The 25,107-nt window shown below is 68.8% G+C and carries 19 protein-coding genes and 1 riboswitch; of the genes, 14 read left to right on the forward strand and 5 right to left on the reverse strand.

Going from position 1 to position 25,107, the window contains the following annotated elements:
- Positions 1 to 32 precede the first annotated feature (32 nt).
- The 11 genes from TBIF_RS22000 to TBIF_RS22050 all read left to right on the forward strand — a co-directional run bounded on the left by TBIF_RS22000 (position 33) and on the right by TBIF_RS22050 (position 14,073).
- A complete protein-coding gene (locus TBIF_RS22000; protein ID WP_024796899.1) occupies positions 33 to 1,001 on the forward strand; it encodes an NAD(P)-dependent oxidoreductase in 969 nt (322 codons plus the stop codon).
- Positions 1,002 to 1,192: 191 nt separating this feature from the next.
- Positions 1,193 to 2,713 (forward strand): ABC transporter substrate-binding protein, encoded by a 1,521-nt coding sequence (locus tag TBIF_RS22005; RefSeq protein WP_024796900.1) that lies wholly within the window; start codon positions 1,193 to 1,195, stop codon positions 2,711 to 2,713.
- A complete protein-coding gene (locus TBIF_RS22010; protein WP_024796901.1) occupies positions 2,713 to 3,657 on the forward strand; it encodes an ABC transporter permease in 945 nt (314 codons plus the stop codon). The genes TBIF_RS22005 and TBIF_RS22010 overlap by 1 nt, the downstream gene beginning before the upstream one ends.
- Positions 3,654 to 5,654 (forward strand): dipeptide/oligopeptide/nickel ABC transporter permease/ATP-binding protein, encoded by a 2,001-nt coding sequence (locus TBIF_RS22015; RefSeq protein ID WP_024796902.1) that lies wholly within the window; start codon positions 3,654 to 3,656, stop codon positions 5,652 to 5,654. The genes TBIF_RS22010 and TBIF_RS22015 overlap by 4 nt, the downstream gene beginning before the upstream one ends.
- 13 nt (positions 5,655 to 5,667) lie before the next feature.
- A complete protein-coding gene (locus tag TBIF_RS22020; RefSeq protein ID WP_024796903.1) occupies positions 5,668 to 6,507 on the forward strand; it encodes an ATP-binding cassette domain-containing protein in 840 nt (279 codons plus the stop codon).
- A 20-nt stretch (positions 6,508 to 6,527) separates the two neighbouring features.
- Positions 6,528 to 8,090 (forward strand): class I adenylate-forming enzyme family protein, encoded by a 1,563-nt coding sequence (locus TBIF_RS22025; RefSeq protein WP_024796904.1) that lies wholly within the window; start codon positions 6,528 to 6,530, stop codon positions 8,088 to 8,090.
- A complete protein-coding gene (locus tag TBIF_RS22030; protein ID WP_024796905.1) occupies positions 8,087 to 9,643 on the forward strand; it encodes a sulfatase family protein in 1,557 nt (518 codons plus the stop codon). Before TBIF_RS22025 ends, TBIF_RS22030 begins: the two co-directional genes overlap by 4 nt.
- Entirely contained in the window at positions 9,640 to 11,058 is a 1,419-nt protein-coding gene (gene leuC / locus TBIF_RS22035; protein ID WP_024796906.1) for a 3-isopropylmalate dehydratase large subunit, read from the forward strand. Before TBIF_RS22030 ends, leuC begins: the two co-directional genes overlap by 4 nt.
- Before the next feature lie 34 nt (positions 11,059 to 11,092).
- A complete protein-coding gene (locus tag TBIF_RS22040; protein WP_038172380.1) occupies positions 11,093 to 12,262 on the forward strand; it encodes an enolase C-terminal domain-like protein in 1,170 nt (389 codons plus the stop codon).
- 23 nt (positions 12,263 to 12,285) lie between these two features.
- Complete coding sequence (locus TBIF_RS22045; RefSeq protein ID WP_024796908.1) at positions 12,286 to 13,206, forward strand: ketopantoate reductase family protein; 921 nt, start codon at positions 12,286 to 12,288, stop codon at positions 13,204 to 13,206.
- Between the two features lie 72 nt (positions 13,207 to 13,278).
- Complete coding sequence (locus TBIF_RS22050) at positions 13,279 to 14,073, forward strand: alpha/beta fold hydrolase (protein WP_024796909.1); 795 nt, start codon at positions 13,279 to 13,281, stop codon at positions 14,071 to 14,073.
- 61 nt (positions 14,074 to 14,134) lie between these two features.
- Here the strand turns inward: TBIF_RS22050 and TBIF_RS22055 are convergent, their stop codons facing one another.
- Positions 14,135 to 15,367, reverse strand: a complete 1,233-nt coding sequence (locus tag TBIF_RS22055; protein WP_024796910.1) for a metal-dependent hydrolase family protein — start codon at positions 15,365 to 15,367, stop codon at positions 14,135 to 14,137.
- 602 nt (positions 15,368 to 15,969) lie between these two features.
- Between TBIF_RS22055 and TBIF_RS22060 the strand changes: the two genes are divergently transcribed.
- The gene (locus TBIF_RS22060) at positions 15,970 to 17,001 is read left to right on the forward strand and encodes a linear amide C-N hydrolase (RefSeq protein WP_024796911.1); all 1,032 of its coding nucleotides are present in this window, start codon (positions 15,970 to 15,972) and stop codon (positions 16,999 to 17,001) included.
- A 79-nt stretch (positions 17,002 to 17,080) separates the two neighbouring features.
- On the opposite strand, the gene TBIF_RS22065 is transcribed toward TBIF_RS22060, so the two are convergent.
- Both TBIF_RS22065 and TBIF_RS22070 read right to left on the reverse strand, forming a co-directional pair.
- A complete protein-coding gene (locus TBIF_RS22065; RefSeq protein ID WP_084611854.1) occupies positions 17,081 to 17,884 on the reverse strand; it encodes an LLM class F420-dependent oxidoreductase in 804 nt (267 codons plus the stop codon).
- Positions 17,875 to 18,264 (reverse strand): MarR family winged helix-turn-helix transcriptional regulator, encoded by a 390-nt coding sequence (locus tag TBIF_RS22070; RefSeq protein WP_051461722.1) that lies wholly within the window; start codon positions 18,262 to 18,264, stop codon positions 17,875 to 17,877. Before TBIF_RS22070 ends, TBIF_RS22065 begins: the two co-directional genes overlap by 10 nt.
- Positions 18,265 to 18,553: 289 nt before the next feature.
- Here TBIF_RS22070 and TBIF_RS22075 point away from each other — a divergent pair, with 289 nt between their 5' ends.
- Both TBIF_RS22075 and mgtE read left to right on the forward strand, forming a co-directional pair.
- Positions 18,554 to 20,266 carry an ABC transporter ATP-binding protein gene (locus TBIF_RS22075; protein WP_051461723.1) on the forward strand — a complete coding sequence of 571 codons (1,713 nt, stop codon included), beginning with the start codon at positions 18,554 to 18,556 and terminating at the stop codon, positions 20,264 to 20,266.
- Between the two features lie 36 nt (positions 20,267 to 20,302).
- Positions 20,303 to 20,492: riboswitch (M-box (ykoK) riboswitch) on the forward strand.
- A gap of 341 nt (positions 20,493 to 20,833) precedes the next feature.
- Positions 20,834 to 22,195 (forward strand): magnesium transporter, encoded by a 1,362-nt coding sequence (gene mgtE / locus TBIF_RS22080; RefSeq protein ID WP_024796915.1) that lies wholly within the window; start codon positions 20,834 to 20,836, stop codon positions 22,193 to 22,195.
- 17 nt (positions 22,196 to 22,212) lie between these two features.
- On the opposite strand, the gene TBIF_RS22085 is transcribed toward mgtE, so the two are convergent.
- The gene (locus TBIF_RS22085; protein WP_024796916.1) at positions 22,213 to 22,938 is read right to left on the reverse strand and encodes an MgtC/SapB family protein; all 726 of its coding nucleotides are present in this window, start codon (positions 22,936 to 22,938) and stop codon (positions 22,213 to 22,215) included.
- Positions 22,939 to 23,259: 321 nt separating this feature from the next.
- Positions 23,260 to 24,918, reverse strand: coding sequence for a DUF222 domain-containing protein (locus TBIF_RS22090; protein ID WP_235174944.1), 1,659 nt, complete (start codon positions 24,916 to 24,918; stop codon positions 23,260 to 23,262).
- Between the last annotated feature and the right edge of the window lie 189 nt (positions 24,919 to 25,107).

Genomic DNA, 25,107 nt, shown 5'->3' on the forward strand with positions numbered 1-25,107 from the left:
GGCACGCCCAACCAGGCGAGGAGTCCAGCCTGATGGCAAGCCGCACAGAGAACGACGCTCCCCTGCGCGTCCTCCTGCACTTCGACGCGTCCGAGGCGCTGGCCCAGCGGCTCGCCCCGCGCTGGGCGGGTCTGGACGTGCGGCTGTGCGCCGAGAACGACGAGGCGCGGTTCGCGGCGCTGCTGCCCGAGACCGACGTGCTCTGGCATGTGCTGCGGCCGATCACGGCCCGCGACATGTCCCAGGCGTCGAATCTCAAACTGATCCAGAAGCTGGGCTCGGGCGTGAACACCATCGACCTTGAGCACGCGCGGACCAACGGCATCGCGGTCTCCAACATGGTGGGAGCTAACGCGCCGGCCGTCGCGGAGTCCGCGCTGGCGCTGATCCTCGCGACGCTGCGCCGCACGGTGGCCCTCGACCGCGCCACGCGGGCCGGCCGGGGCTGGCCCATCGACACGTCCCTGGCGGAGTCGGTGGGCGAGATTCGCGGCAAGACGGTGGGCCTGCTCGGCCACGGCGTGATCGCCCAGGTGCTCGAGCGGCCCCTGGTGGCGCTCGGCGCGCGGGTGCTGCACCACACGCGCAGCGGCGACGCGTCGAACCCGGACTGGCGGCCACTCGACGAGCTGCTGGGGGAGTCCGACATCGGGTCCCTGCACCTGCCACTCACCGACGGCACCACGAACCTCCTGGATGCGCGCCGCCTCGCGCTGCTGCGACCCGGGGCGATCGTGGTGAACACCGCGCGCGGGGGCATCATCGACGAGCACGCGCTGGCGGCGGCACTGGTCGCGGGCCGCCTCGGCGGCGCCGGGCTGGACACCTTCGAGGACGAGCCGATCGGCACCGACAACCCGCTCCTGGACCTGGACTCGGTGGTGCTCTCCCCCCATGTGGCGTGGCTGACGGCGGAGACGATGGAGCGCTGCGTCGACCTGGCGGCGGCGAACTGCCACCGGCTGGCAGCGGGCGCGCCGCTCGCCAATCTGATTATTTAGGAACTGCAGCACCGTTTTTTCTGAAAACCGGCAGGTTGGCGCATGTCTCCCGCCGGTTTCCGCTCCATTGGTGGGCGGGCTAGTCCCGCGAGGGCGAATTGCTTGACAGCGAGCTGCGTCACATACTATAACTAAACCTGAAGTCAGATTCGTATTAGTGACGCGATGACGCAGACGAGTGGAGACAAGCAATGAGACGATCGAAATTCTTCACCAGGGCAGCCCTCGGGGCCACCGCCCTGATCGCGCTGGGCGGCGTCGCCGCCTGCGGCTCGTCGAGCACGGGAGCGAGCGCGGGCAGCCTCACGGCAGGCACCCTGGTCGACGTCCAGAGCTTCGACCCGGCGGTGAACCCCGGCCAGGGGCAGCGGGTCTTCCTCGACCCGGTGTACGACTCGCTGCTGCGCACCGACAGCGCCGGCGCGGTCATCCCGGGCCTGGCCACGGATTACACCCTGACGCCCACCGCGATGGAGCTGACGCTGCAGGAGAACCGCACGTTCAGCGATGGCGCGGCGCTCGACGGCGAGGCGGTCAAGGCCAATATCGAGAACCGCAAGGGCAAGGCCGGCCCCGCCGGCTCCGCGCTGGCCACCGTCACCGATGTCACCGTCACCTCCCCCACCGAGGTGACCATCAACCTGAGCGCGCCGTCCCCGGCGCTGCCGATCACGCTGACCGACGTCGCGGGCCTGATGGTCTCCCCCGCCTCGCTCGACGACCCGGACCTCGGCACCACGCCCGTCGGCTCCGGACCGTATGTGCTGGACACGGCGTCGTCCAACAATGGCGTCTCCTACGTCTACACGCCGAATGAGAGCTACCCGGACAAGACTGACCAGCAGCTCGAGCGCATCGAGATCCGCGTCCTCACCGATGACGCCGCCCGCGCCAGCGCGCTGCGCTCGGGCCAGATCGACCTGGCCCAGATCGCGAAGAGCCAGATCGACGCAGTCGAGTCCGGCGGCCTCGAGGTCGCCGAGTTCCCCGGCAACCACTGGATGCTCCAGTTCACCGACCTCGACGGGACCAAGTCCCCGGCCCTGGCCAATGAGAAGATCCGCCAGGCCATCGGCTACGCCATCGACGGCCAGCAGATCGTCGACGCCAACTTCTTCGGCTACGGCACCGCCACCCACCAGGTGTTCGACAGCACCAGCCAGTTCCACGTGGAGGGCCTCGAGGGCTCCTACGACTACAACCCGGACAAGGCGCGCCAGCTGGTCGAGGAGTCCGGCATCGCGAACCCCAGCTTCACGGTCCCCGCGTTCGGGCCCATCAAGCAGGTCACCGAGTCCGTCCAGGGCTTCCTCCGGGAGGTCGGTATCGAGATGAGTATCGAGCTGGTCCAGCCGGGCACGCTCGATAAGGAGAATCGCGAGACCAACTTCACGGCCATCATCACGCCGATCAAGCAGGTGCACCCGGAGCAGCTCTACACCGACCGGCTGGCGCCGCAGGGCCCGCAGAACCCGTTCCACGTGGCGCACCCGGACATCGACCAGAAGCACGCGGCGGCACTGGCCGCGGCGGACGGCCCCGAGCGTGACGCCGCCTACCAGGACATGCTCGCCGGCGTGAACCAGCAGGCGCTGTGGATCGACGTGCTCACCGACTCCAGCGTCGTAGGCTGGAACAAGAATGTCCAGGGCGTCGAGATGACGGTCGGCTGGGTCATGGGGCCCACCTTCCGCGGCGTCAGCGTCAGCTAATGCTCAAACTACTCGGAACGCGGATTGTGGCGCTCGTCCCGATCCTGCTGATGATCAGCATCGTCAGCGTCGCGCTGACCACGTTGATCCCCGGCGATGCTGCCGAGGGCATCGCCGGGGCGTCGGCCACCCCGGAGCAGATCGCGCAGGTCCGCGCGGAGATGGGCCTGGACCAGGGGCTGGTCACGCAGTACTGGAACTGGCTGACGGACGCGGCGCGCGGCGACTTTGGCCGCTCGCTGATTGACAAGAGCCAGATCGCGCCGGTGGTCCTCGACAGGCTGTCGGTCACGCTGTCCCTCGCACTGGTGGCGGCGTTGATCGGGCTGGTCCTCGGCGTCACCGCCGGCACCCTCGCGGCGCTGCGGGCAGGCTCGCTCGCGGACCGCGTGATCACGCTGCTCTCCTCCGTGGCCCTGGCCATGCCGGCGTTCTGGCTGGGCCTGATCCTGGTCACGGTGTTCGCACTGAAGCTGGGCTGGTTCCCCGCCACCGGCTATGTGCCCATCACCGACAGCCCCGGCGAGTGGCTGCGCTCGATCATCCTGCCGGGCTTCGCCCTCGGCCTGGTGGTGACCGCGATGCTGGCCCGGCACGCGCGGGCCTCGATGATCCAGGTCCTCCAAATGCCGCACATCCGCACCGCCCGGGCCATGGGCCTGCCGGCGCACCGGGTGCTGGGCAAGCACGCGCTCAAGAGCTCCCTGAGCCCGGTGGTGACGACGATGGGCTTCCAGTTCGCCTACCTCCTCGGCGGCGCCGTCGTCATCGAGCAGGTCTTCGGCATCCCCGGCATGGGCGATCTGGTCCTGACCGCCGTCAACCTGCGGGACATCCCTGTGATCCAGGCGGTCGTGGTTACCACCGGCGTCTGCGTGGCGCTGGCCCAACTCCTCGTCGACATCTCCTATGGCTATCTCAACCCGAAGGTGAGGCTGGCATGAGCACCGCACTGGGCTCGAACGCGCGGAAGATCCCCGGCCCCTCCCCCGTCAAGACCGGACCGGGGAAGCCAGCCAACCTGCCCAAGGCCCCGCCGAAGGGTCGATGGGGCAAGGTGCGCCACCGCGTGCTGCGGGACCCCGTCGCCGTTGCGGCGCTCGCCTTCCTCCTGATCATCGTGGTGTGCGCGATCTTCCCCGGCGTCATCGCGCCGATGGACCCGCTGGCCACAAACCTGCCGAACGCGCTGCAGGGCCCGTCCGGCGAGCACCTGCTGGGCACCGACCACCTCGGCCGGGATGTCCTCTCACGCTTGATCTTCGCCAGCCGCATCGCGGTGCTTGCCTCGCTGGAGGCCGCCGGGATCGCGATGCTCATCGGCATCCCCGTGGGCCTGGTGATCGGCTTTGTCGGCGGGTGGCTGGACAACATCGTGATGCGCATCGTCGACGGCTTCACAGCGCTGCCCGGGCTGATTGTCGCGATCGCCGTGATCGCGGCCCTCGGGCCCGGCATCCACAACGCCATGTTCGCTGTGGGCCTGGTCTTCTCCACCACCTTCGTCCGCGTCACCCGCGGCGAGGTGCTCACCGCCCGCCGACAGCAATACGTCGAGGCGGCCGAGGTGATCGGCTCCAAGACCCCGTCGATCCTGGTGCGGCACATCCTGCCGAACATCGTGGGCCCCATCGCAGTCCAACTCTCCCTGACGCTGGCCGCTGCGCTGCTGGTCGAGGCCGCGCTGTCCTTCCTGGGCCTGTCCGCACAGCCGCCCGACGCCAGCTGGGGCGTGATGGTCTCGGAGGCCGGCACCCTGATCGGGCGCGACCCCTTCCTGATCTTCCCGCCGGGCATCGCGATCGGCCTGACGGTGCTAAGCCTGAATGTGCTGGCCGACACGGTGCTGGGCGCGCTGCGCGACGAGCCGATCCACAAGCGCCGCAAGAAGATCCAGCCAGCGGCCCCGGTCGCCATCGAGGTGACGGCCCGCGACCGCGAGGCTGCGCCAGCCCCCACCCTGCCCACCCCCACTCTTGAGGTCCCCACCTTCGAGATCAGGGGCCTGGACGTGGCGGTCGAGCGGGACGGACGCACCGTCCCCGTGCTCGAGGACGTGTCCCTGCACGTGCAGCCGGGCGAGACCCTCGGCCTGGTCGGCGAGTCCGGCTCCGGCAAGACCATGACGGCGCTCGCCGCGATGGGACTGCTGCCCGGCACCGCCCACATCACCGCCGGCTCGGTACACCTGGACGGCAAGCCCATCTCCGGCCTGGCGACGGCGGAGCTGAACAAATTTCGCGGCCGCGAGATGGCGATGATCTTCCAGGAGCCCAGCTCCGCGCTGGACCCCGCCTTCACCGTGGGCAACCAGATCATCGAGGTCCTGCGCCACCACCTGGGCCTGGACAAGAAGACGGCCGTGGAGAAGGCCGAGCACCTGCTCGAGCGCGTCGGCATCCGCGACCCCAAGGCGCGCATGCGCAGCTACCCGCACGAGCTGTCCGGCGGCATGGCGCAGCGCGTGATGATCGCGCTGGCCATCAGCTGCGACCCCAAACTGCTCATCGCGGACGAGCCGACCACGGCCCTCGACGTGACGCTGAAGGTGCAGATCGCGGACCTGCTCGCCGACATCCAGCGCGAGCGCGGCATGTCCATGATCTTCGTGACCCACGAGCTCGGCATGGTCGCCGAGGTCGCGGACCGGGTCGCCGTGATGTACGCAGGCCAGGTCGTGGAGGAGCAGCCGATCGACGAGCTGATGGGCAACCCCCGCCACCCGTACACCGCGGCACTGCTCGCCTCCAGCGCCCAGGGCATGCCCCGCGGCCAGGAGCTCTCGATCATCCGCGGCACCGTCCCCTCCCCAGGCCAGCGCCCCACGGGCTGCTACTTCGCTCCGCGCTGCGATTTCGCCACCGCGGAGTGCGAGAGCGGCGTCCCCGCCATCACCGGGACGGCCGAGCACTCCGTCCGCTGCCTGCACCCGATCCGCTGAGGAAGGAAGAGACATGTCCGCACTGCTGCAGATTGAGAACCTCCGCGTCACCTTCAAGAGCTCAGGACTGTTCCGCAAGACGGCCCCGTTCGTGGCCGTCGACGATGTGAGCCTGCGCATCGAGCCGGGCCAGACGCTGGGCCTCGTCGGCGAGTCCGGCTCCGGCAAGACGACGGTGGCCCGCTCGGTCCTGCGCCTGGTGCGCCCCGAGTCTGGCAGTATCAAGTTCCAGGGCACGGAGGTGACGGAGTTCGGCCGCGTGCCCAAGTGGTACCGCAGCAAGGTCCAGGCGATCTTCCAGGACCCCACGGCCAGCCTGAACCCGTCGTGGACGGTCCGCGACATCGTGGCCGAGCCACTGCGGGTGCACGAGGCCAAGATGAACTCGGGCGCCATCGAGGCCCGGGTGGCCGAGCTGCTGCAGCTGGTGGGCTTGGACCCGGCGCTGGACCACCAGCGCCCGGCGGCCTTCTCCGGCGGTCAGCGCCAGCGCATCGGCATCGCCCGGGCCCTGGCCACTGAGCCGGAGCTGATCGTGTGCGACGAGCCGGTGAGCGCCCTCGACGTGTCCACCCAGTCCACCATCGTCAACCTGCTCAACCGCGTCCAGCGCGAGACCGGGGTGGCGTACCTGTTCATCGGCCACGACCTCGGGCTGATGCGACACATGAGCGACCGCCTCGCGGTGATGTACCACGGCAAGCTCGTCGAGGAGGGCCCCGCCGAGCAGGTCTATCAGGACCCGCAGAACGACTACACGCGGCTGCTCCTCGACGCCGCCCCCAGCTATGACCCCGCCGAGCAGCGACGCAAGCGCGAGATCCGCCGCGCGCTCGCCGCCACGGCGAACTAACCCTCACGAAAGGCAGTCACATGCTCTCCTGGGCACATCTCCTGCGCTGGCGCGCCGAGCGGCACCCCGATTTGCTGGCGCTGGCCGACGACCGCGGCCAGCAGCTGACGTACCGCGAGCTGCACGAGGAGGTCGAGCGCCTCGCCGGCGGCTGGGCCGCGCAGGGCGTGGGGCCCGGCGACGTCGTCGCGATCCTCGCGCGCAACCGCGTCGACTGGATCTCCCACATGTATGCGCTCAACCGCGCCGGCGCCATCGCCGCGGCCGTGAACTGGCGGTTGGCACCGCCGGAGCTCGCCGCGCTGCTCGACGTGATGCGGCCCGCCGCCGTCCTCGCTGACGCCGAGAACCTGGCCCTGCTCAACGCCGCCGCCCCCGGCCTGCCCCGCGTGGTGCTGCGGGCCGCGGGCACCGACGGCCTGATCTCCGGCCGCGCGTCCGATGATTTCCACGGCCCGGTCCCCGCATGGCCTGCCGGTTCGATGGCGGGCAATAAGCCCTTCGTCCTGCTGCACACCAGCGGCACCACCGGCGCGGTGCCCAAGCTCGTCGCCATCTCCAACGCCCGTCTCGTCGCCAGTGGCACCTACCTCAAGCTGGTGGTCCCGGAGGCGCAGGAGGGTGCGCGGCACCTGCGGGCGATGCCGCTGTTCCACATGGCCGGGCTCGCCAACGTCACCTATCCGCTATTCACCGGCGGCACCACCTACATCCAATCCGCTTTCCGCCCAAAGGAATTCGTGGACGCGATCGTGGACAAGCAGATCAACTTCACCAACCTCGTGCCCAGCGCCATCGCGATGGTCGTCGAGGAGCTCCGCGGCCGCGAGACCCCGGCGGACCTGTCCTCGCTGGTGGAGATCGGCTACGGCGCGTCGTCCATCTCCCCGGAGGCTCTGCGCGCGGCCATCGAGGCTCTGGGCTGCCGCTTCCGCCAGAACTACGGCTCCACCGAGACCGGCGGCTTCCCCATCACCACGCTCGACCCCGCGGACCAGTACCCGGAGTCCCCGCACCTGAACACCGCCGGCAAGGCCGCCCTGAACTGGGAGGTCCGCATTGTCGACGACAATCTCGAGGACGTGCCCGACGGGGAGCCAGGCGAGCTGATCGTCCGCGGGTCCGAGCCGTTCGACGGCTACTGGAACAACCCCGCGGAGACGGCGGCGGCCATCGACAAGGACGGCTTCTGGCACATCGGCGACATCGCCGTCCGCGACGCCGACGGCTACATCACCATCGTCGACCGCAAGAAGGACATGATCGTCTCCGGCGGCGAGAACGTGTACCCGGCCGAGGTCGAGGCTGCGCTGCACCGTCACCCGGACGTCGCGGAGGCCTCCGTCATCGGCATCCCAGACCCGCGCTGGGGCGAGTCCGTGCACGCGGTCCTGGTGCTGAGGGTGGGCGGGGCTGAGAGCGCCGACGCCATCAAGGAGTGGAGCCGCGGCCAACTAGCCGGGTTCAAGTGCCCCACCACCGTCGAGTTCCTGGACGAGCTGCCGCGCAACGCCACCGGCAAGATCCTCAAGCGCACCCTGCGGGAGAAGTTCTGGGCCGACGAGACGCGGGCCGTGTCATGACCCAGCCGAATGTCGTCCTGATCATGGCGGACCAGCTGCGCGCCGACCATCTGGGCTTCGGAGGCAACACCGTGGTCCGCACCCCGAATCTGGACTCGATCGCGGAACGCGGTGCCCGTTTCGACCGCGCCTATGTGGCGAACCCGGTGTGTATGCCGAACCGGTCGAGCCTGCTCACCTCGCGGGTGCCCTCAGCCCATGGCACCCGTTATAACGGGATCGCTCTGGACCCGGATGCCAACACGTTCGTGCGGGCACTGCGCGACGAGGGCTACCGCACGATGCTCGTCGGTAAGGCGCATTTCCAGAACATCGGCCACCAGCCGGAGTTCGCGGCGAAGATGACCGCCGACCAGCCCCCGAAGCCCGGCGAGGACCGCCGCCGCGAGGACGGCTGGGATAAGTGGGAGGACATCGAGCGCCACCGCGCGGGCTGGGTCGAGATGCCCGCCGACTACTACGGTTTCAGCCACACCGAGCTCGCCATCGACCACTCCGACTACTGCGGCGGGCACTATGAGCACTGGCTGTGGGAGCAGGGTTTCGACCTGGGCCGCCGCGGCCTGGAACACGCCCGGGACACCGCCACGGACTGGGGGCAGATCTACCAGCCGGACATGCCCGCCGAGGTGTACCCGACTGCCTGGGTGGGGGCCCGCAGCGCGGCGCTGATCACCGAGGCGGCGCAGGCCGGCGAGCCGTTCTTCCTGCAATGCTCCTTTCCTGACCCGCACCACCCCTTCACCCCGCCCGGCGATTACTATTCGATGTACGACCCCGCGGACATCGAGCTGCCCGCCACCTTCCACGACCCCCACGAGACGTCGATGCCCCGGATGCGGGCCCTGCTCCGGCGGCGCGGGGAGCAGGTCGGCGGCGAGATGGCGCCGTTCTCCCCCTCCGAGGAGCAGTACCGGGAGGCGGCGGCCAAGGAGTACGGGGCCATCAGCTTCATCGACGACGCGGTCGGGAAAGTCCTTGCCGCGCTGGCGGATAACGACCTGATGGAGAACACGATCGTGATCATCACCAGTGATCACGGCGACATGTTCGGCGACCACGGGATGATGCTCAAGCTCGGCATGCACTACGAGGGCTGTGTGCGGGTGCCGTTGGTCATCGCCGGGCCGGGCATTGAGGCCAGTGCCAGCGAATCGTTCGCCTCCTCCCTGGACGTGGGCCCTACGGTGCTGGACCTGGCGGGCGTCGAGGGCTACCGGGGCATGCAGGGCGCCAGCCTGCGCGGCGTGCTCGCGGACCCCGGCGCTACAGTGCGCCAGGCGGTGTACATCGAGGAGGACCAGATGTTCGACGCCTGCCGCGCCGGCCGGCCCCTCCAGATCCGCACCGCGATCACCGACCGCGGCCGCATCAGCGTCTTCCACGGCCTGGCGGACGGCGAGCTCTACGACCACGTGGCAGACCCCCTCGAGCTCGAGAACCGTTGGCACGACGCCGATCACACGCAGTTCAAGGTCGAGATGCTCACCCAGCTGATGCAGTCCCAGTTGGACCACACGGACACCACCCTGCGGCCGACGGCGATGGCATGACGGGGTCCGGCCGCACGCTGGCGCACAAGGTGTGGGACGCCCACGTCGCCGTGCCGGGCGCCGGCGGCGAGCCGGACCTGCTGTACGTGGACCTGCACCTGCTGCACGAGGTCACCTCCCCGCAGGCCTTCGACGGCCTGCGGGCGGCGGGCCGGCCGGTGCGCCGCCCGGACCTCACGGTGGCGACCGAGGACCATAACGTGCCCACACACAGCCTGACCTGGCCCGTCGCCGACCCGGAGAGCCGTGCGCAGCTCAGCGCGCTGCGCGCGAACTGCGCGGAATTCGGTGTGCCCTGCCACTCGATGGGGCAGGCCGGGCAGGGCATTGTGCACGTGATCGGGCCGGAGCAGGGGCTGAGCCAGCCCGGCATGACCATCGTCTGCGGCGACTCGCACACTTCCACCCACGGGGCGTTCGGGGCGCTGGCCATCGGCATCGGCAGCAGCGAGGTGGAGCACGTGCTGGCCACCCAGACCCTGCGGCTGGCGCGGCCCCGGGGCCTGGCCGTCACCGTCAGCGGGGAGCTGCCCGACGGCGCCACCGCGAAGGACCTCGCGCTGGCTGTCATCCGCCAGCTCGGCACCAACGGGGCCAGCGGCCACATCATCGAGTACCGGGGCTCGGCGATCGCCGCCCTCTCGATGGAGAGCCGAATGACGCTGTGCAACATGAGTATTGAGATGGGAGCCCGGGCCGGCATGATCGCGCCGGATCAGCGCACCCTCGACTATCTGCGCGGGCGCCCGCACGCCCCGGCCGGCGCGGACTGGGCGGACGCCGTCGAGCAATGGGCGGCGCTGCGCACGGATCCCGGGGCCCGCTTCGACCGCGAGATCAATCTGGACGCGGCCACCGTCGCCCCGTTCATGTCCTGGGGCACGACCCCGGACCAGGTGGCCCCCGTGGACGGCGCCGTGCCGGATCCGAGCCTGATCGCCGACGCGGGCGAGCGGGCGCGGATGGCCGCGGCGCTGGACTATATGGGCTTGGCGGCGGGCACGCCGATGCGCTCCGTCACCGTCGACACTGTGTTCATCGGCTCCTGCACCAACGGGCGCATCGAGGATCTGCGGGCGGCCGCGGAGGTCCTGCGGGGCCGCCGGGTCGCCGCAGGCGTGCGGGCGCTGGTGGTGCCCGGCTCCATGGCGGTGCGCAAGCAGGCCGAGCGGGAGGGGCTGGACCAGGTGTTCACCGCCGCCGGCTTCGAATGGCGGCTGCCCGGCTGCTCGATGTGCACCGGCATGAACCCGGATCGGCTGGGCCGCGGCGAGCGCAGCGCGTCCACGACCAATCGCAACTTCGAGGGTCGCCAGGGCGCGGGCGGGCGCACGCACCTGGTCTCGCCGCCGGTGGCCGCGGCGACCGCGGTGCGCGGGGCCTTCGCCACGCCGGCCGATCTGGGCCGGCCATGACAATGAATCTGGCCGTGACAACGAAAGTGGAGAAATAGTGAGGATCACCGAAATCCGCGAGGTTGCCGGCCCGCTGGCCGGGGCGATCTCGAACGCGGTCGTGAGCTTCGACCAGCACAAGGTCTCCCTCGTGGCGATCTTCACCGATGTGGTGCGAGATGGCCGGCCACTGGTGGGCGTCGCGTTCAACTCGATCGGCCGGCACTCCCAGGGCGGGATCCTGCGGGAGCGGATGATCCCCCGCATCCTGGAAGCGGATCCCGACTCCCTGCTTTCCCCGGAGACGGGTCTGCTGGACCCGGCGCGGGTCCTCGCCTGCGCGCTCACCGACGAGAAGCCCGGCGGCCACGGTGACCGGGCTGCCGCGGCCAGTGCGATCGAGTTGGCCTGCTGGGACCTGCTTGCCAAGTATGGCGACGAGCCTGCCTACGCGACCATCGCCCGCGCCCATGGGCGCGAGCCGGTCTCTGGGGGCGTTCCGGTCTACGCGGCCGGCGGCTATTACCGCGACGGCGATGACCTCGGTCTGCTGCGCGCCGAGATCGGCGACTTCCTCGACGCCGGCTACTCCGCCGTGAAGATCAAGATCGGCGGCAAGACCTTGGCGGAGGACATGCTCCGCATCGAGGCGGCGATCGACGTCGCGGGGTCCGGACGCCATCTGGCGGTCGACGCCAACGGCCGCTTCGACCGTGCCCAGGCCCTGGCCTATGCGGAGGCGATGGCGTCGTACGGGCTGCGCTGGTACGAGGAGCCCGTGGACCCGCTCGACTACGCCCTGCACCGCGACCTCGGCGAGATGTACCCCGGCGTGCTCGCGACCGGGGAGAACCTCTTCTCACGTCAGGATGTGGAGAATATGCTCCGCTTCGGCGGCCTGCGCCCGGACCGCGACATCTTGCAGATGGACGCGGGCCTGAGCTATGGGCTCACCGAGTACGTCAAGATGATCGCGCTGATGGAAGAGCACGGCTTCGACCGCACCGCCGCGATGCCGCACGGAGGCCACCTGCTCAACCTGCACATAGTCGTCGGCCTCGGGCTCGGCGGCTGCGAGGCCTACCCCGGTGTGTTCCAGCCGTTCGGCGGGTACAGCCCGGACTGCGCGATCGGCGAGGGGACGGTCAGCCCGGCGGAGCATCCCGGCTTCGGGCTGGAGGCCAAGGATAACCTCGCCGCCGAGATCTCGAGGCTGGTCGCTTGAGCTCGATAGGCATGAGCCCGATACTGCGGATCGCCGTTGTCGGCTGCGGCGCGATGGGCTCGGTGTATGCCGGCCGGCTCTCGGCCGCGGGACACATCGTGCTTGTCGTCGACTCCTGGGCCGATCACATGCGGGCCATCGCCCTCTCGGGCCTGAGAGTCGAGGGGCCCGACGGCACCCTGCTCGCGTCGGTGCGCGCCTTTGAGACGCCGCCCGACGAGGAGGTTGATCTCGTCATCCTCGCCGTCAAGGCCGCCGCGGTGCCCGAGGCCGCCGCCTCCATCGGCGGGCTGCTCGGCGCGGACACCGTCGTGCTCACCATCCAGAACGGTCTTGGATCGGCGGACGAGGTCGCGAGCAGGGTGGGCGCGGACCGGCTCGCCGTCGGCATCGCCAGCGGCTTCGGCGCGGCTCTGCGCGGCCCCGGCCAGGTGCACCACAACGCGATGCGGGCCCTGCGCTTCGGCGCGTATTCAGATCTCGATCCGGCCGCGGTGGAGCGGGTCGCCGCGGCCTGGCGGGCCGGCGGGTTTGACTGCCAGGCTGTCGACGACATCGCGGCGATGCAGTGGGAGAAACTGATCTGCAACGCCGCCTACAGCGCCCCATGCGCGCTGACCGGACTCACTGTCGGGGAGGTGCTTTCGCATCCGCAGATGGGCCCGGTGAGCGTGGCGGCCGGGATCGAGGCCTGGCGGACGGCGACGGCACTTGGCATCGCGATCGACGTGGCGGATCCGGCGGCACTGGTCCGTGAGTTCGGGGCGCAGATGCCTGCGGCCAAGCCCTCCGCGCTACTGGATCACGAGGCGGGGCGAGTGAGCGAGATCGCCGTCATCAACGGTGCCGTGCCTCGTGCGGCGGCTCGGGTGGGCCTCGACGTCCCAGTGAACGCCACGCTCACCGCGCTGGCACTGGCCAGGGAGGAGGGGTTCCGGCGCTGACCGGATCCGGATGAGCTGCGGGTTCACGGCCATCTATTGAAAGTTACCGTGTCAATGAGTCACACTTACCTGATGCAGCTGGCACATGACATTCGCGGCGAAGGCCCTCCCCTGCTCCTCGTGCACGGCGTCGTCCATCGCCGCCACGCCTGGGACCCGGTGCTCGACCTGCTCACCCCGCATCGACGGGTGATCACCGTCGACCTGCCCGGCCACGGTGACTCCCCCGAGATGCCCGCCGGTGCGGATCCCCTGCGTATCGGCCTCGACCTGATGGCGGAGTTCCTCGAGCAGGTCGCGCCCGGCGAGAAGGCGCACGTCGCGGGCAACTCGCTCGGCGGCTGGTTCGCCCTCGAGGCGGCCGCCGAGGGCCTGGTCGCGTCGGCCACCGCCATCTCGCCCGCGGGCTTCTTCAGCAACTCCCTGGACCAGGCGCGGGCGGTCAACACCTTCCGTACGCTGCGCTGGGCCACCCGGAGGCTCGGCGGCAAACGTGACGTGTTGCTGGAGAGCGCCGTCGGCCGCAGCGTCGGCCTGGGCGTGTTCCTGGCCAAGCCGTGGCGGACCCCCGTGGAGATCGCGAAGATCGACGCCGCCGCGCTGCTGACGAACACGGTGATCGACCGCGGCCTGAGCGCCGACTTCTCCTTCACGCCGCAGGTAGACCCCGCGATCCCCATCACCGTCGCCTGGGGCCGACGGGATCTGGTGTTGCCAGCCTGGGAGGCGCGCGGCGTGCGGCGCGTCTTCCCGCAGGCGGAGGTCACCGTCTACCCCGGCCTGGGGCATGTGCCGATGTACGACGATCCCCGCCTCGTCGCGCAGATCCTGCTCGACGGCAGCGCGAGGGCGGGCGTGCCAAGCTGACAACGGCCGCCGCGGATCCGTGGATCCGCGGCGGCCGGGCGTCTGTTCAGGGCAGTCGAACTCAGACGGCGAAGGCGCCGCGGTTGCTCTTGGCCTTGCCCTCCTTGAGCACCAGCAGGATGTTGTCGTTATCGCCCAACAGGCCGGCGTCGAGGCTCGGGTCGCCCTTGACGACGACCACGTCGGCGATCTTGCCGGCCTCCAGGGTGCCGAGGGTGTCGGCGAGCCCGCACAGCTCGGCCGACGTCCGGGTGCCCGCGGTGATGGCCTGCAGCGAGGTCATCCCGCCGAACTTCACCAGCAGGCCCATCTCCTGCAGGTTGGTGCCATGGTCGGGCACCAGGCCGGCATCGGTGCCGAGGGCGATCTTGATACCCGCCTGCACCGACGCGCGGATCGACTCCTGCGCGATCGCATGCCACTTCTCGCCCTTGGCGACCGCCTGCGGGGTGGCGGTGTCCGCGCTGAGGGTCTCCAGCAGCGTCGGCACCAGGAACTGGCCGCGCTCGACCATCTCCTTGCGGAGCTCGTCGGTGAGGGCGTAGCCGTGCTCGATGCTGCGAACCCCGGCCTTGACTGCGGAGGTGATGCCCGCCAAGCCGATCGCGTGGGCGGCCACCGGGCGGCCACCGTAGTTATGGGCCTCCTCGACCAGCGCGGCGACGAGCTCCTCGCGGGCGCCCAGCCAATCCGGGTCATCGCTGGGCGAGCTGACGCCACCGCTGGAGGCCACCTTGATGTGGTCCACGCCCTCGCGCAGCAGCTCGCGGGCCTCGATCCGGGCCTCGTCGACCGTGTCGACCAGCTTGCCGCCGAGGATCCCGGTGCCGTCGACGCCGGACGGCAGATGGAAGTCGGCGTGCCCGCCCGTCTGGCTGAGCATCTTATCGGCGACCAGCAGGCGCGGCCCCTCGATCAGGCCGTGCGCGACGGCATCGCGCACGCCCACGTCCACGCCCATCATGTCGCGCACGGTGGTGACGCCGGCCTCCACCGTCGCCTTCAGGCGGTCGATCAGCTGGAAGTGGCGGTACGACTCCGGGACCATCGCGGCCATGATCGGCGACCCCTTGGTGCCGGGCAGCGCGAGGTGGACGTGGACGTCGAAGAATCCGGGGCAGATGGTGTTGCCCTCCACGTCGACCTTGACCGGCTGCTTCGCCTCGTCGATCTGCGGTGCGCCAGAGGCCGGGCCCGCGTAGGCGATCTTGCCGCCGTCGATCTGGACCACGGCGTCGGATACCGGCTCGCCGCCGTTCCCATCGATGAGGCGCGCGTTGTGCAGGACGATCATGGTGAACCCCTTTATAAATGAGCGTCGCAGACGGCCGGCGACGGTGACTACTAAGCGTTTCGTTCCCCTTGGCATCCTAATGGTTCGGCGGCAATGGGATGTGTGTGCTCCGACTTCCCTGGCGCGGTCAACCCCCCAGCCGTCGGGGCTGCGTGGCCCAGGCTGGTCGGCTGAGTCCACCTTCCCCTGTTCTTATCTAAATAGGACAAACCTGTGTGGCGGGACCGTGACGGCCCATCCTCACGTCGAAATTTCACCACCTCGGCTGGCGATGCGTGGGGATCGTCGCTGTTGCGGGCGGAAAACCTCAGATACGCAGGATAATCGACCAGTGCGGTCGCGGGTGCCGGGGTTATCGACGCAAGCCCTATTCGACGACGTTGTCCCTATAGATAGGGGGGATTCCAGGAAATTCGCGGACGCTTATTATCCGGTGAACGCGTATCGGAGATCGTGGCGTTTTGAGCTTCGCTAGACTCGGTTGTGGTTTCTTTCCGTGGGCGCAATAGGTATCTAGGCTCATTTAATTTTCGGGATTCCTTAGTCGTCCGCCAGGTTTGAGGCTCAACCGTCCCCACTCAACGAAGGTAGCCACCACAAACATGTGCACTCGTGTGATCTGGCCAGATGCCAATGGAGCGGTCCTCGTCGGCCGCAATATGGATTTCCACAAGGACCTCGACACCAACTTGTGGACGCAGCCGCGTGGAATCAAGCGCGATGACGGCGTCAAGGGCGAGCTGAGCTGGACCTCGAAGTACGGCAGCGTCATCGCCAGCGCCTTCGACATGATTTCGGTCGACGGCATCAACGAGGTCGGCATGGCCGGGCACGTGCTCTGGCTTGCCGAGTCCACCTATAGCGACCCCACGGAGTCGGGCGTCAAGCTGAGCCAGGCCATCTGGCTGCAGTACTTCCTGGACAACTTCGAGACCGTCGCCGAGGCCGTCGACTGGGTCACGGCGAACGAGGTCCAGGTCATCCAGATGCCCGATCCCACCGGCGGCAAGCCCCCGGCCATCCACCTGGCCCTGGACGACGCGACCGGCGACTCGGCCATCATCGAGTACGTGGACGGCAAGCCGGTGGTCTACCACAGCCGCGACCACCGGGTTATGACAAACTCCCCGACGTTCGACCAGCAGATTGAGCTGGTCAAGCAGTTCGAGGGCCTCGGCGGCGACCAGCCCTTGCCCGGCTCGACCCTCGCGGCAGACCGCTTCGCCCGGGCCTCCTACTACGTCAACCGGCTGGCCCAGCCGAAGACGCAGCTCGAGGCCATCGCCGCGATGTTCAGCGTCATCCGCAACGCCGCGCAGCCGTTCCGCATCCCGGATCCCGGCAAGCCCGACGCGTCGCAGACGATCTGGCAGACCGTCAGCGACCTGACGAACAGGCGCTTCGTCTTCGAGTCGACGACCCGCCCGAACATCGTGTGGGCCGACCTGGCCGACATGGACTTCACCGAGGGCAGCCCGCAGCTCAAGCTAGACCTGGTCAGCGACCTCACCCTGGTGGACGGGCTCTCCGGCAACGTCACCAAGAAGTTCGAGGACAAGGGCCCGATGACCTTCCTGTCCTTCGGCATTCTGGAAGCTCTGGAGAAGGCCGCCGCCGCGCAGGCCAACGCCTGACATAGCGCCAACGGTCGTCGCGACTCCCTGTGTGTGGGGCAGCCGCGACGACCGTTTTTGCGTGTTGCGCGGCTGCCGCCTAGCTGCGGGCGTCGCGCCAGGCCAGCGCCGCCTGAAGCTCCTCGAAGTCGTAGTCCGGCCCGCCGGTGTCGACGGTGAACAGGCTGACGCCCTCGGCGGCGAACTCGTCGGCCCGCTCCTCCGCGCTGCGCCCGCCCTCGGGCTTCGGCCATGGCGCGGAGTGCTCGATGTCTGTCGGATTGCGGCCCACCTCAGCGCAATGGTCAATGAGCGCAGCAGATTTGGTGCGGTAGCTCTCGAGGGACTCGAAGGAGTGCCAGATATTCGCGTGCTTGGCGACCTGCCGGAGGGTCTTGCGGATCCCGCCGCCGCCGATCAGCACCGGGATCTGGCGCGTCGGGGGCGGGTCCAGCTTCGGGAGGCGGGCGGCGATGCGGTCCAGGTTCTCACCGAGTAGGCCGATGCGGGAGCCGGCCGTGCCGAACTCGTAGCCGTACTCCTCGTAATCCTTGGCGAACCAGCCGGCGCCGACGCCCAGGATCAGGCGGCCGCCGCTGATGTGGTCCACGGTGCGCGCCATGTCCGCGACCAGGTCCGGGTTGCGGTAGCCGGTGGCGGAGACCAGCGCGCCGATCTGGATCCGCGAGGTCTGCTCCGCCCACGCCCCGAGCATCGTCCAGCACTCGAAGTGCGCGCCGTCGGTGTTGCCGTGCTTGTCCGGGTACAGCGGGTAGAAGTGGTCCCAGTTGAAGGCCGCGTCCACCCCGGCGTCCTCCGCGCGCAGCAGCGCGTCACGGATCAGCTGGTAGTCGGGCGCGTGCTGGGGCTGCAGTTGCACGCCGATGCGGATGGTCACTGGCACTCCTCGGTTAGGTGGTCCAGCAGCGAGCGTAGGGCCTCTTGCTCAGTGGCGGGCAGCACAGCGAAGAATTCGGCGGAGGCGGAACGCTGGGCCGCCCCGATCTGCTTGGCCAGTTCGACGCCCGCAGGGGTCAGTTCCACCTGGACGGCGCGCCGGTCGGCGGGGTCGGGCTCGCGGCGCACGAGCCCCCCGGCCTCGAGCCCGTCGATCACGTCCGTGCCGGAGCGGGCCTGGATGCGCAGGCGCTCCGCGAGCTCTCCGGAGCGGAGTGGATGCCCTGCCCGGGCGAGCGCCCGCAGGGCTCTGGCCTGGGACGGGTTGATGCCCATCGGCTCTAGCGCGTGCATCTGGCGGCGGCGGACCTGGCGAGCGACGGTCATGAAAACGTCGGCCAGGGTGCCGGTGTCTGAGTTCCCTGGGGATCTCTCGGGGGACTGCACGGGAATACCTCCAGCGGAATGATGTTGTAGCCTCATAGTGAGGTTACCACCGCAATAGCGGAGCAAGGAGGTCCACATGGGACCCGGAGATATGGGATTCCGCATGGGCGGGGCTGGCGGCGGGGGCCGTCGCGGCGCCGCCCGCCAGAAGTTCGAGCCGCTCAACGGCGAGGATGCGCTGCCCGCGCCGCCGCGTCGGGTGCTCGCGCTGTTCACGCCCTATCGACGGATGATCGCCGTCGTCACCGCCGTCATCACCGTCAGCGCGATCATCGCGCTGGCCTCGCCGTTCATGCTGCGCGCGATGCTCGACCACGGCATTCCGGACCACAACTTCCCGCTGATCACCTGGCTGGCCGCCGGCATGGTCGCGGTGGCCGTCGCGACGAGCATCCTGGGCGTCGCGCAGACCTGGTTGTCCAACAAGGTCGGCCAGTCCCTGATGCATGACCTCCGTGTGAGCGTCTACACCCACCTGCAGCGCCAGTCCCTCGGCTTCTTCGCCCGCACCCGCACCGGCGAGATCCAATCCCGCATCGCCAACGACATCGGCGGCATGCAGTCGGTGGTCACCAACACCGCGACCTCGATCGCACAGAACGCGACCACCGTCGTCGCCACCGTCTTCGCGCTGTTCTTCCTGAACTGGCAGCTCGCGATCTTCTCCCTCATCATCCTGCCGGTGTTCGTGCGCATCGCCCGCAAGGTCGGCCAGGAGCGCCGCCGCATCTCGGGCCGGCGCCAACGCCTGCTCTCGGAGTTGTCCGTGCAGATCGAGGAGTCGCTGTCGGTCAGCGGCATCCTGCTGGGCAAGACCACCGGCGCTGGCAAGGGCCTGACCCGCGAGTTCGAGGCCACCTCCAGCGAGGTGGCCGACGTCGAGCTCGCGTCGATGATGGCCGGCAAGTGGCGGATGGCGACGATCTCAATCTCGTTTGCCGTGATGCCCGCGCTGGTCTACTGGTTCGCCGGCTTCACCATGTCTCGGGGCGGCGCGATCACCGTTGGCACCCTCGTGGCCTTCACCACCTTGCAGATGCAGCTCTTCCGCCCGGTGATGCAGCTGCTCAACACGGGCGTGGAGGTGCAGAGCTCCATGGCGCTGTTCGGCCGCATCTTCCAGTACCAGGACCTGCCCGTGGAGATCACCGACCCCGCGGAGCCGGTCCCGCTCACCCGCGAGGACGTCCGCCGCGACGGCGCCACGCTCACGTTCGACGACGTCGGATTCACCTACCCGGGCGCCTCCGCCCCGACGCTCACCGACATCGCGTTGACCGTCCCGGGCGGAACGACGCTGGCACTGGTGGGGCATACCGGATCCGGCAAGACCACGCTGGGCTACCTCACCGCCCGGCTCTACGACCCCACCCTGGGCGCGGTGCGCATCAACGGCGTCAGCCTGCGTGATCTGACTCTCGACGCGGTGGCTGATCTGATTGGCGTCGTCTCCCAGGAGACCTACCTGTTCCACGCCACCATCCGCGAGAACCTGCGCTTCACCAAGCCCGACGCCACCGATGCCGAGATCGAGGACGCCGCCCGCGTGGCGCAGATCCACGAGTTCATCATGGGCCTCGACGAGGGCTACGACACGCTCGTCGGTGAGCGCGGCTACCGCTTCTCCGGCGGCGAGAAGCAGCGCATCGCTATCGCGCGGACGGTCCTGCGGAACCCGCCGATCCTCGTGCTCGACGAGGCCACCAGCGCCCTCGACAACCGCACCGAGTCTGCCGTGCAGCAGGCCCTCGACTCGCTAATGGCCGGGCGCACAACGGTGTTGATCGCGCACCGGCTCTCCACTGTCCGGTCCGCGGAGCAGATCGCCCTGGTTGATCATGGCCGCATCGTGGAGTTGGGCGATCACCGGACCCTCCTGGCTCAGGATGGCGGCTACGCGGAGCTGGTGCGGGCCTCCGAGCAGGGCGCGCTGATCTCCTAGCCTGACTTTTCCCGTGATCTGGGCTAACGTGCTGGACGCAGACCTCGTTCGGTGAGGCTCCTGTGCGAATACAGGCCACTGGTCTGACGCGTGTCGAGAGACGGCGGCAGGTTAGGACAGGTCCTCCCGGCGTAAGGGTTGACCCCAAGTGGCTTCGGATCCGACATCTCCACCGTCGGTGAGGATTACGTCGCACAGTGCCAAAGCTCTGACGTGGAGGATGACTCGGCCGCTCGACAGCCCTGTCCTGACGAAATCTATCCCCGGTTTTCGCCCTGCCTAGAAATAGTCGATCGTCCGGCCGGTCCGGACGCGAATGCGGGAGGTGCCGACATGAGTAGTCGAAGTCATAAATTCAAGGGTGCGGCAGTATGCCCGCGCCCCACGCTTAGCCACTGATCCCAGGCCCCACCCGGCCTGATCTTCCGCTGGCGCCGATCTGCGGCCGATCCATTCCCAATGCCCGTCACGGGCTCATCTTGTGCTGCCCAAAATCGTTGGGCTGCAATAGTTTTCTGTGACGGCGTGGATTCGTCATGCGCGCTTGCCCATTCTTGGAGCACCATCATGAGAACTTCCCACATCATCGTCACCACACCCGAGCGGACGGACAGCCTCTCCGAGCGCCTGCTGCGTGATCCGGCGGCTGACGTCCTCGCGTGGATCGAGGACACTCCGGACCCCACGGAGAGGTCCAAGCAGGTCCGGGACCTGGGCCTGGAACAGATTCAGGCGGTAGCCGCCAACAGCTCGCCCACTGTCGTCGCGGCCCTGCTCGGCGCGGTCGATTTCGGTGCCGCGGCGAGCACGCTGGCCGTGTTGGAGGCCACCACAGTTGCCGGGGCCCTCGAGCACCTGCCAGTCAGCCACGGATCGCAGCTCATTCGGCGGCTCCCCGAGGGCCGCGGCGAGCCAGTGCTGGCGGCGATGGGCCAGCGCCACCGTGCGGCGCTGACAACCCTGCTGCGCTGGCCGGCGGACTCCGCGGCTGCGAGTATGACGCCCTCGCTCCTCACCCTGCCGCACACCACCACTGCCGAGGACGCGGTGAAGATACTGCGCCGCGGCGCTTCTCAAGCCGAGGCGGCGAAGTACATCTATCTGTTGGACGACGATGGGGCGGTGGTCGGCGTGCTGTCCTTTCGAAATCTGGTGGTGACCGCGCCCTCGACCCCGCTATCGGAGATCTCCGAGACGGCGGTGGTCTCGGTGGCCCCGCTCGACGACCAGGTGGAGGCCGTGCGGCTATTGCAGGACCACGACCTGGCCGCGATCCCCATCATCGAACACGGCGCCCTCCTCGGCGCGGTGACGGCAGACCGCGCAGCCGATATCCAGGAGGACGAGACCACCGAGGACTTCCGCCGGATGAGCTCCGCCGGCGGGCTCACCAAGTCCCTGCGCGATGCCAGTGTGCTGGCGCTCTACCGCAGCCGGGTGGTGTGGCTCGTGGTGCTGGTCTTCGGGAACGTGTTCTCCGGGGCGGGCATCGCGCACTACGAGGACCTGATCCAGAGCGTGGTCGCGCTGGTGTTCTTCCTCCCGCTGCTGATCGACAGCGGCGGCAACGCCGGCTCCCAGGCCGCAACGCTGATGGTCCGTGCCCTCGCGACAGGTGATGTGCTGCTGAAGGATTGGCGCAAGTTCCTCGTCAAGGAGATCTCGGTGGCCCTGCTGCTGGGGTTGAGCATGGCCGTGGCCGTCGCGGTCCTCGGCGTGATCCGGGGCGGGACCGCAGTGGCGGTCGTGGTGGCGCTGACGATGGTCATCGTGGTGATCGTCGGGTCCGTGATCGGGATGTCGCTGCCATTCCTGCTGACGAAGATGAAGCTTGATCCGGCCAGCGCGAGCGCCCCGCTGATCACCAGCATCTGCGATGGGGTCGGCGTGTTGATCTACTTCTTCATCGCCTCGCAGATCCTGCTCTGAGTGCGCCGGCCAGCCCGCTAGTCGCTGTCGAAGAGGGGCTCGGCGTCGGGTTGGCTCACGCTCCACGCGACGTGTGTGACCAGGGGCTCGAGGCTGAGGCGGCTGACGGCGTCCTCTAGGAGGGCGTCGTCGCGCTCGGTCGCGGTGAGTTCCGCGAGGACGGTGACTGTGCCTTTTTCGGTTCGGGAGGAGCGGACCGATCGCAGTTGGAACTCGGGCCTGCTGATCGCCTGGACCGTCAGCCGGCGCACGTGGGGTTCGGCCTCTTTGCGGCAGGTCACCTCGAAAACGTAGTCGGCGGAGGGCATCTCGCGGCCCACGCGTAACGGTTGACGGTCCATCACCCGGCTGAGGGGGCGCAGCAGGGTGTTCGCGGCCATGATCGCGACCGTGCCGATGACCGCTGCCCAGTACATGCCGCTGCCGGCGAGCGCGCCGACCGCGGCCGCGGCCCACAGCGTCGCCGCGGTGTTGATGCCGGTCACCGTGGCACCCTGCTTCATGATCACGCCGGCGCCGAGGAAGCCGATGCCGGAGACGATTTGCGCGGCGACGCGGGTGGGGTCCGCATCGGGGCCGTCGAAGCTGTACGCGCCCATGACCACGAAGAGGGCGGAACCGAGGCTCACGAGGGCGTTGGTGCGCAGGCCCGCCATCCGCGCGCGCCATTGCCGTTCGATGCCGACCATCGCGCCGAGGCCAAGCCCCAGTGCGACGCGGGCGATGATGATCGTGTTGTCCATCAATGCTCCTTCGTCTGGGTGGGGATGTCGTCGATCTCGCAGAGGAACCCTGCCATCGCCTGCACGGCGAGGGCCGGGGTGTGGGCGCGTGGTCGGTCAGCCAGCGTCTAATCGACTCGGCGGCCACCCTCAGTACTGGTTGGACGGGACCGGCGTAGAGCTGGGGACTCGTACATATTAGTCACGTGCTGAATGGCGTTGAGCGGCCTTGGTGTGTCCAAGGATCGCGCTGGCCCATTATGCGCTGCCGGGAGAGGGCCGCCCTGCGGGGCCAATGCCCATGTCGAGCAGCCATAGGTTTGTTCGGACCTTCCCGTCCGATCATCGGCGGTCATCGGGTGGCGGGCCGAAATCGTGGAGCTCGCGGAATCGGCGGTTGAGCTCACGCTCACGGCGCCGCCGCGCATGCTTGTCCGCCGTCCTAGTGCGGGTACGCCGAGGACCGGAACCATTGTTGGGATCGTCAGCCGCCGGGGTAGTCGGTCCCCGTGGCGGCGGTTTCTGGAACCGCACCGTCCGCAACGCCGGAAACAACATCTCGTTGGTGTGCCCGCGCCCCTCGATCGTGACACCATCCGGGCTGGTCACCGTGACACGGGTCCGCCCGTCAGCGTCGACGAACTGATCATCAAGCCACTCCCCGAACGTCTTGATCAGATGGTGATAGCGGCATTTGGCGTTGGCACCGCCCGCACTGGTCTGCCCGCCCGCCGCCGGATCGTCGTGGTTGAACTCATCGACATGGTCAAGATCGCACGCCCAGGCCGGCTTATTGCAACCCGCGAACACACAATAGCCATCCCTCGCCCGGATAAACGTGTCTAAAGCGGCAGAGAAACGGTACGGGTCCCCCGGCTGATGGGTGGGGAGCGCCTGCCCCGGCTTCGGGTTCAACGGCCGGATAATCGCGTCGGGCCGCTGGGCGATAGCCCGGACGTGGTCGGCGGTGATGACGCCATAGCCGTCGAGGAACCCCGGACGCTCCGCGTCCCCACCGCACTCAGGTCCGCTGTTGTGTGGTCCGTCGTCGCTGGGACCGTCGTCTCCCGGGCCGTCGTCCGAGCCGTCACCGCCCGGATCCTCACTGCCGGGACCGCCGTCTGGGCTGTCCTGCGGGCCGCCTTCATCTGGGCCGCCACCGTCATGGCTGTCCCCGCCGAGCGTCCCGTCCTGGCAGATCACATGCACCACAATCCGCGCATGCAGATCACTCATCCCCGCCCCGCGTGGTGTGGCGGTGCAATCCTCGCGGCCGCATTGGCACACCAGCGGGATGCCTTGGAGGGTGTTCATCGCCGCGTCGGAGCGGCGGGCGTTCTTCTTGCGCGGATCGTGGGGGCAGATCGCGGCGGCGATGAGCGCCTCGACCGCGGCCATCGCGAGCTGGGCGTCCTCGGCGGGGGCGGTGATCCCGAGATGCGCCATCCCGTCGGGTCTTGGCCGGACGGTGGCGGTGCGCCGGGCCCGGGCCTGTTCCGCGCGGCGGCGGACGGCGTCCGGGTCATGCGCGAAGATCGCCCGTTTCGTCAGGTCCCGGAGGCGGCGAGTCGACCCGGGCCCGTTGTCCTGCAGATCTTTGGCGATCTGCTTGTCGACATCGGGGGCGCTGGGCCAGCCGTCGACCAGGTCGGTGACCGACACCAGTAGTTGGAACTGGCGTTGGTTGATGATGCCGTCGTAGAGGCAGAGGCCGGTCAGCGGGATCCGGTGGACCAGGGCGAGCGCCTCGTTGACGAGGGCGTCGGCGTGGGATTTGTCGATGTGGTTGACCGCGCCCAATAGTGCGGAGGAGTTCGCGAAGTGGTCGAACACTCGGGTGTCGAGCTCGGGCGGCCGGTCCAGGGTGAGGGCGTGGATGCGCTCGATGTCGGTGTAGATCTCCCAGGCCAGGCGGGATTGGCGGTGGTCGCGGCCGCGGATGTTGTCGATGAGCCCCGCGACAGAGACCGTGTCGGCGGGCGGCAGAGCGGATGATTCCACTGGCATTGTGAGCACCCCCTGCTATCGAACGAATATCCTAATTTTACCGGACTCGCATCGATTCTCGAGGGAAAAGCGAAAATTTGTTCGGATTGAATTTTCAACAAATCCCAAGATCAGAGCCGGTTACGTGAAGTTGAGGGGTGGGCACGGCGGGGGGCCCCGGGGCCACCCGGGGGGCCCCCCCGC

It is taken from the genome of Tomitella biformata AHU 1821 (assembly GCF_000524475.1).
Taxonomy (GTDB): domain Bacteria; phylum Actinomycetota; class Actinomycetes; order Mycobacteriales; family Mycobacteriaceae; genus Tomitella; species Tomitella biformata.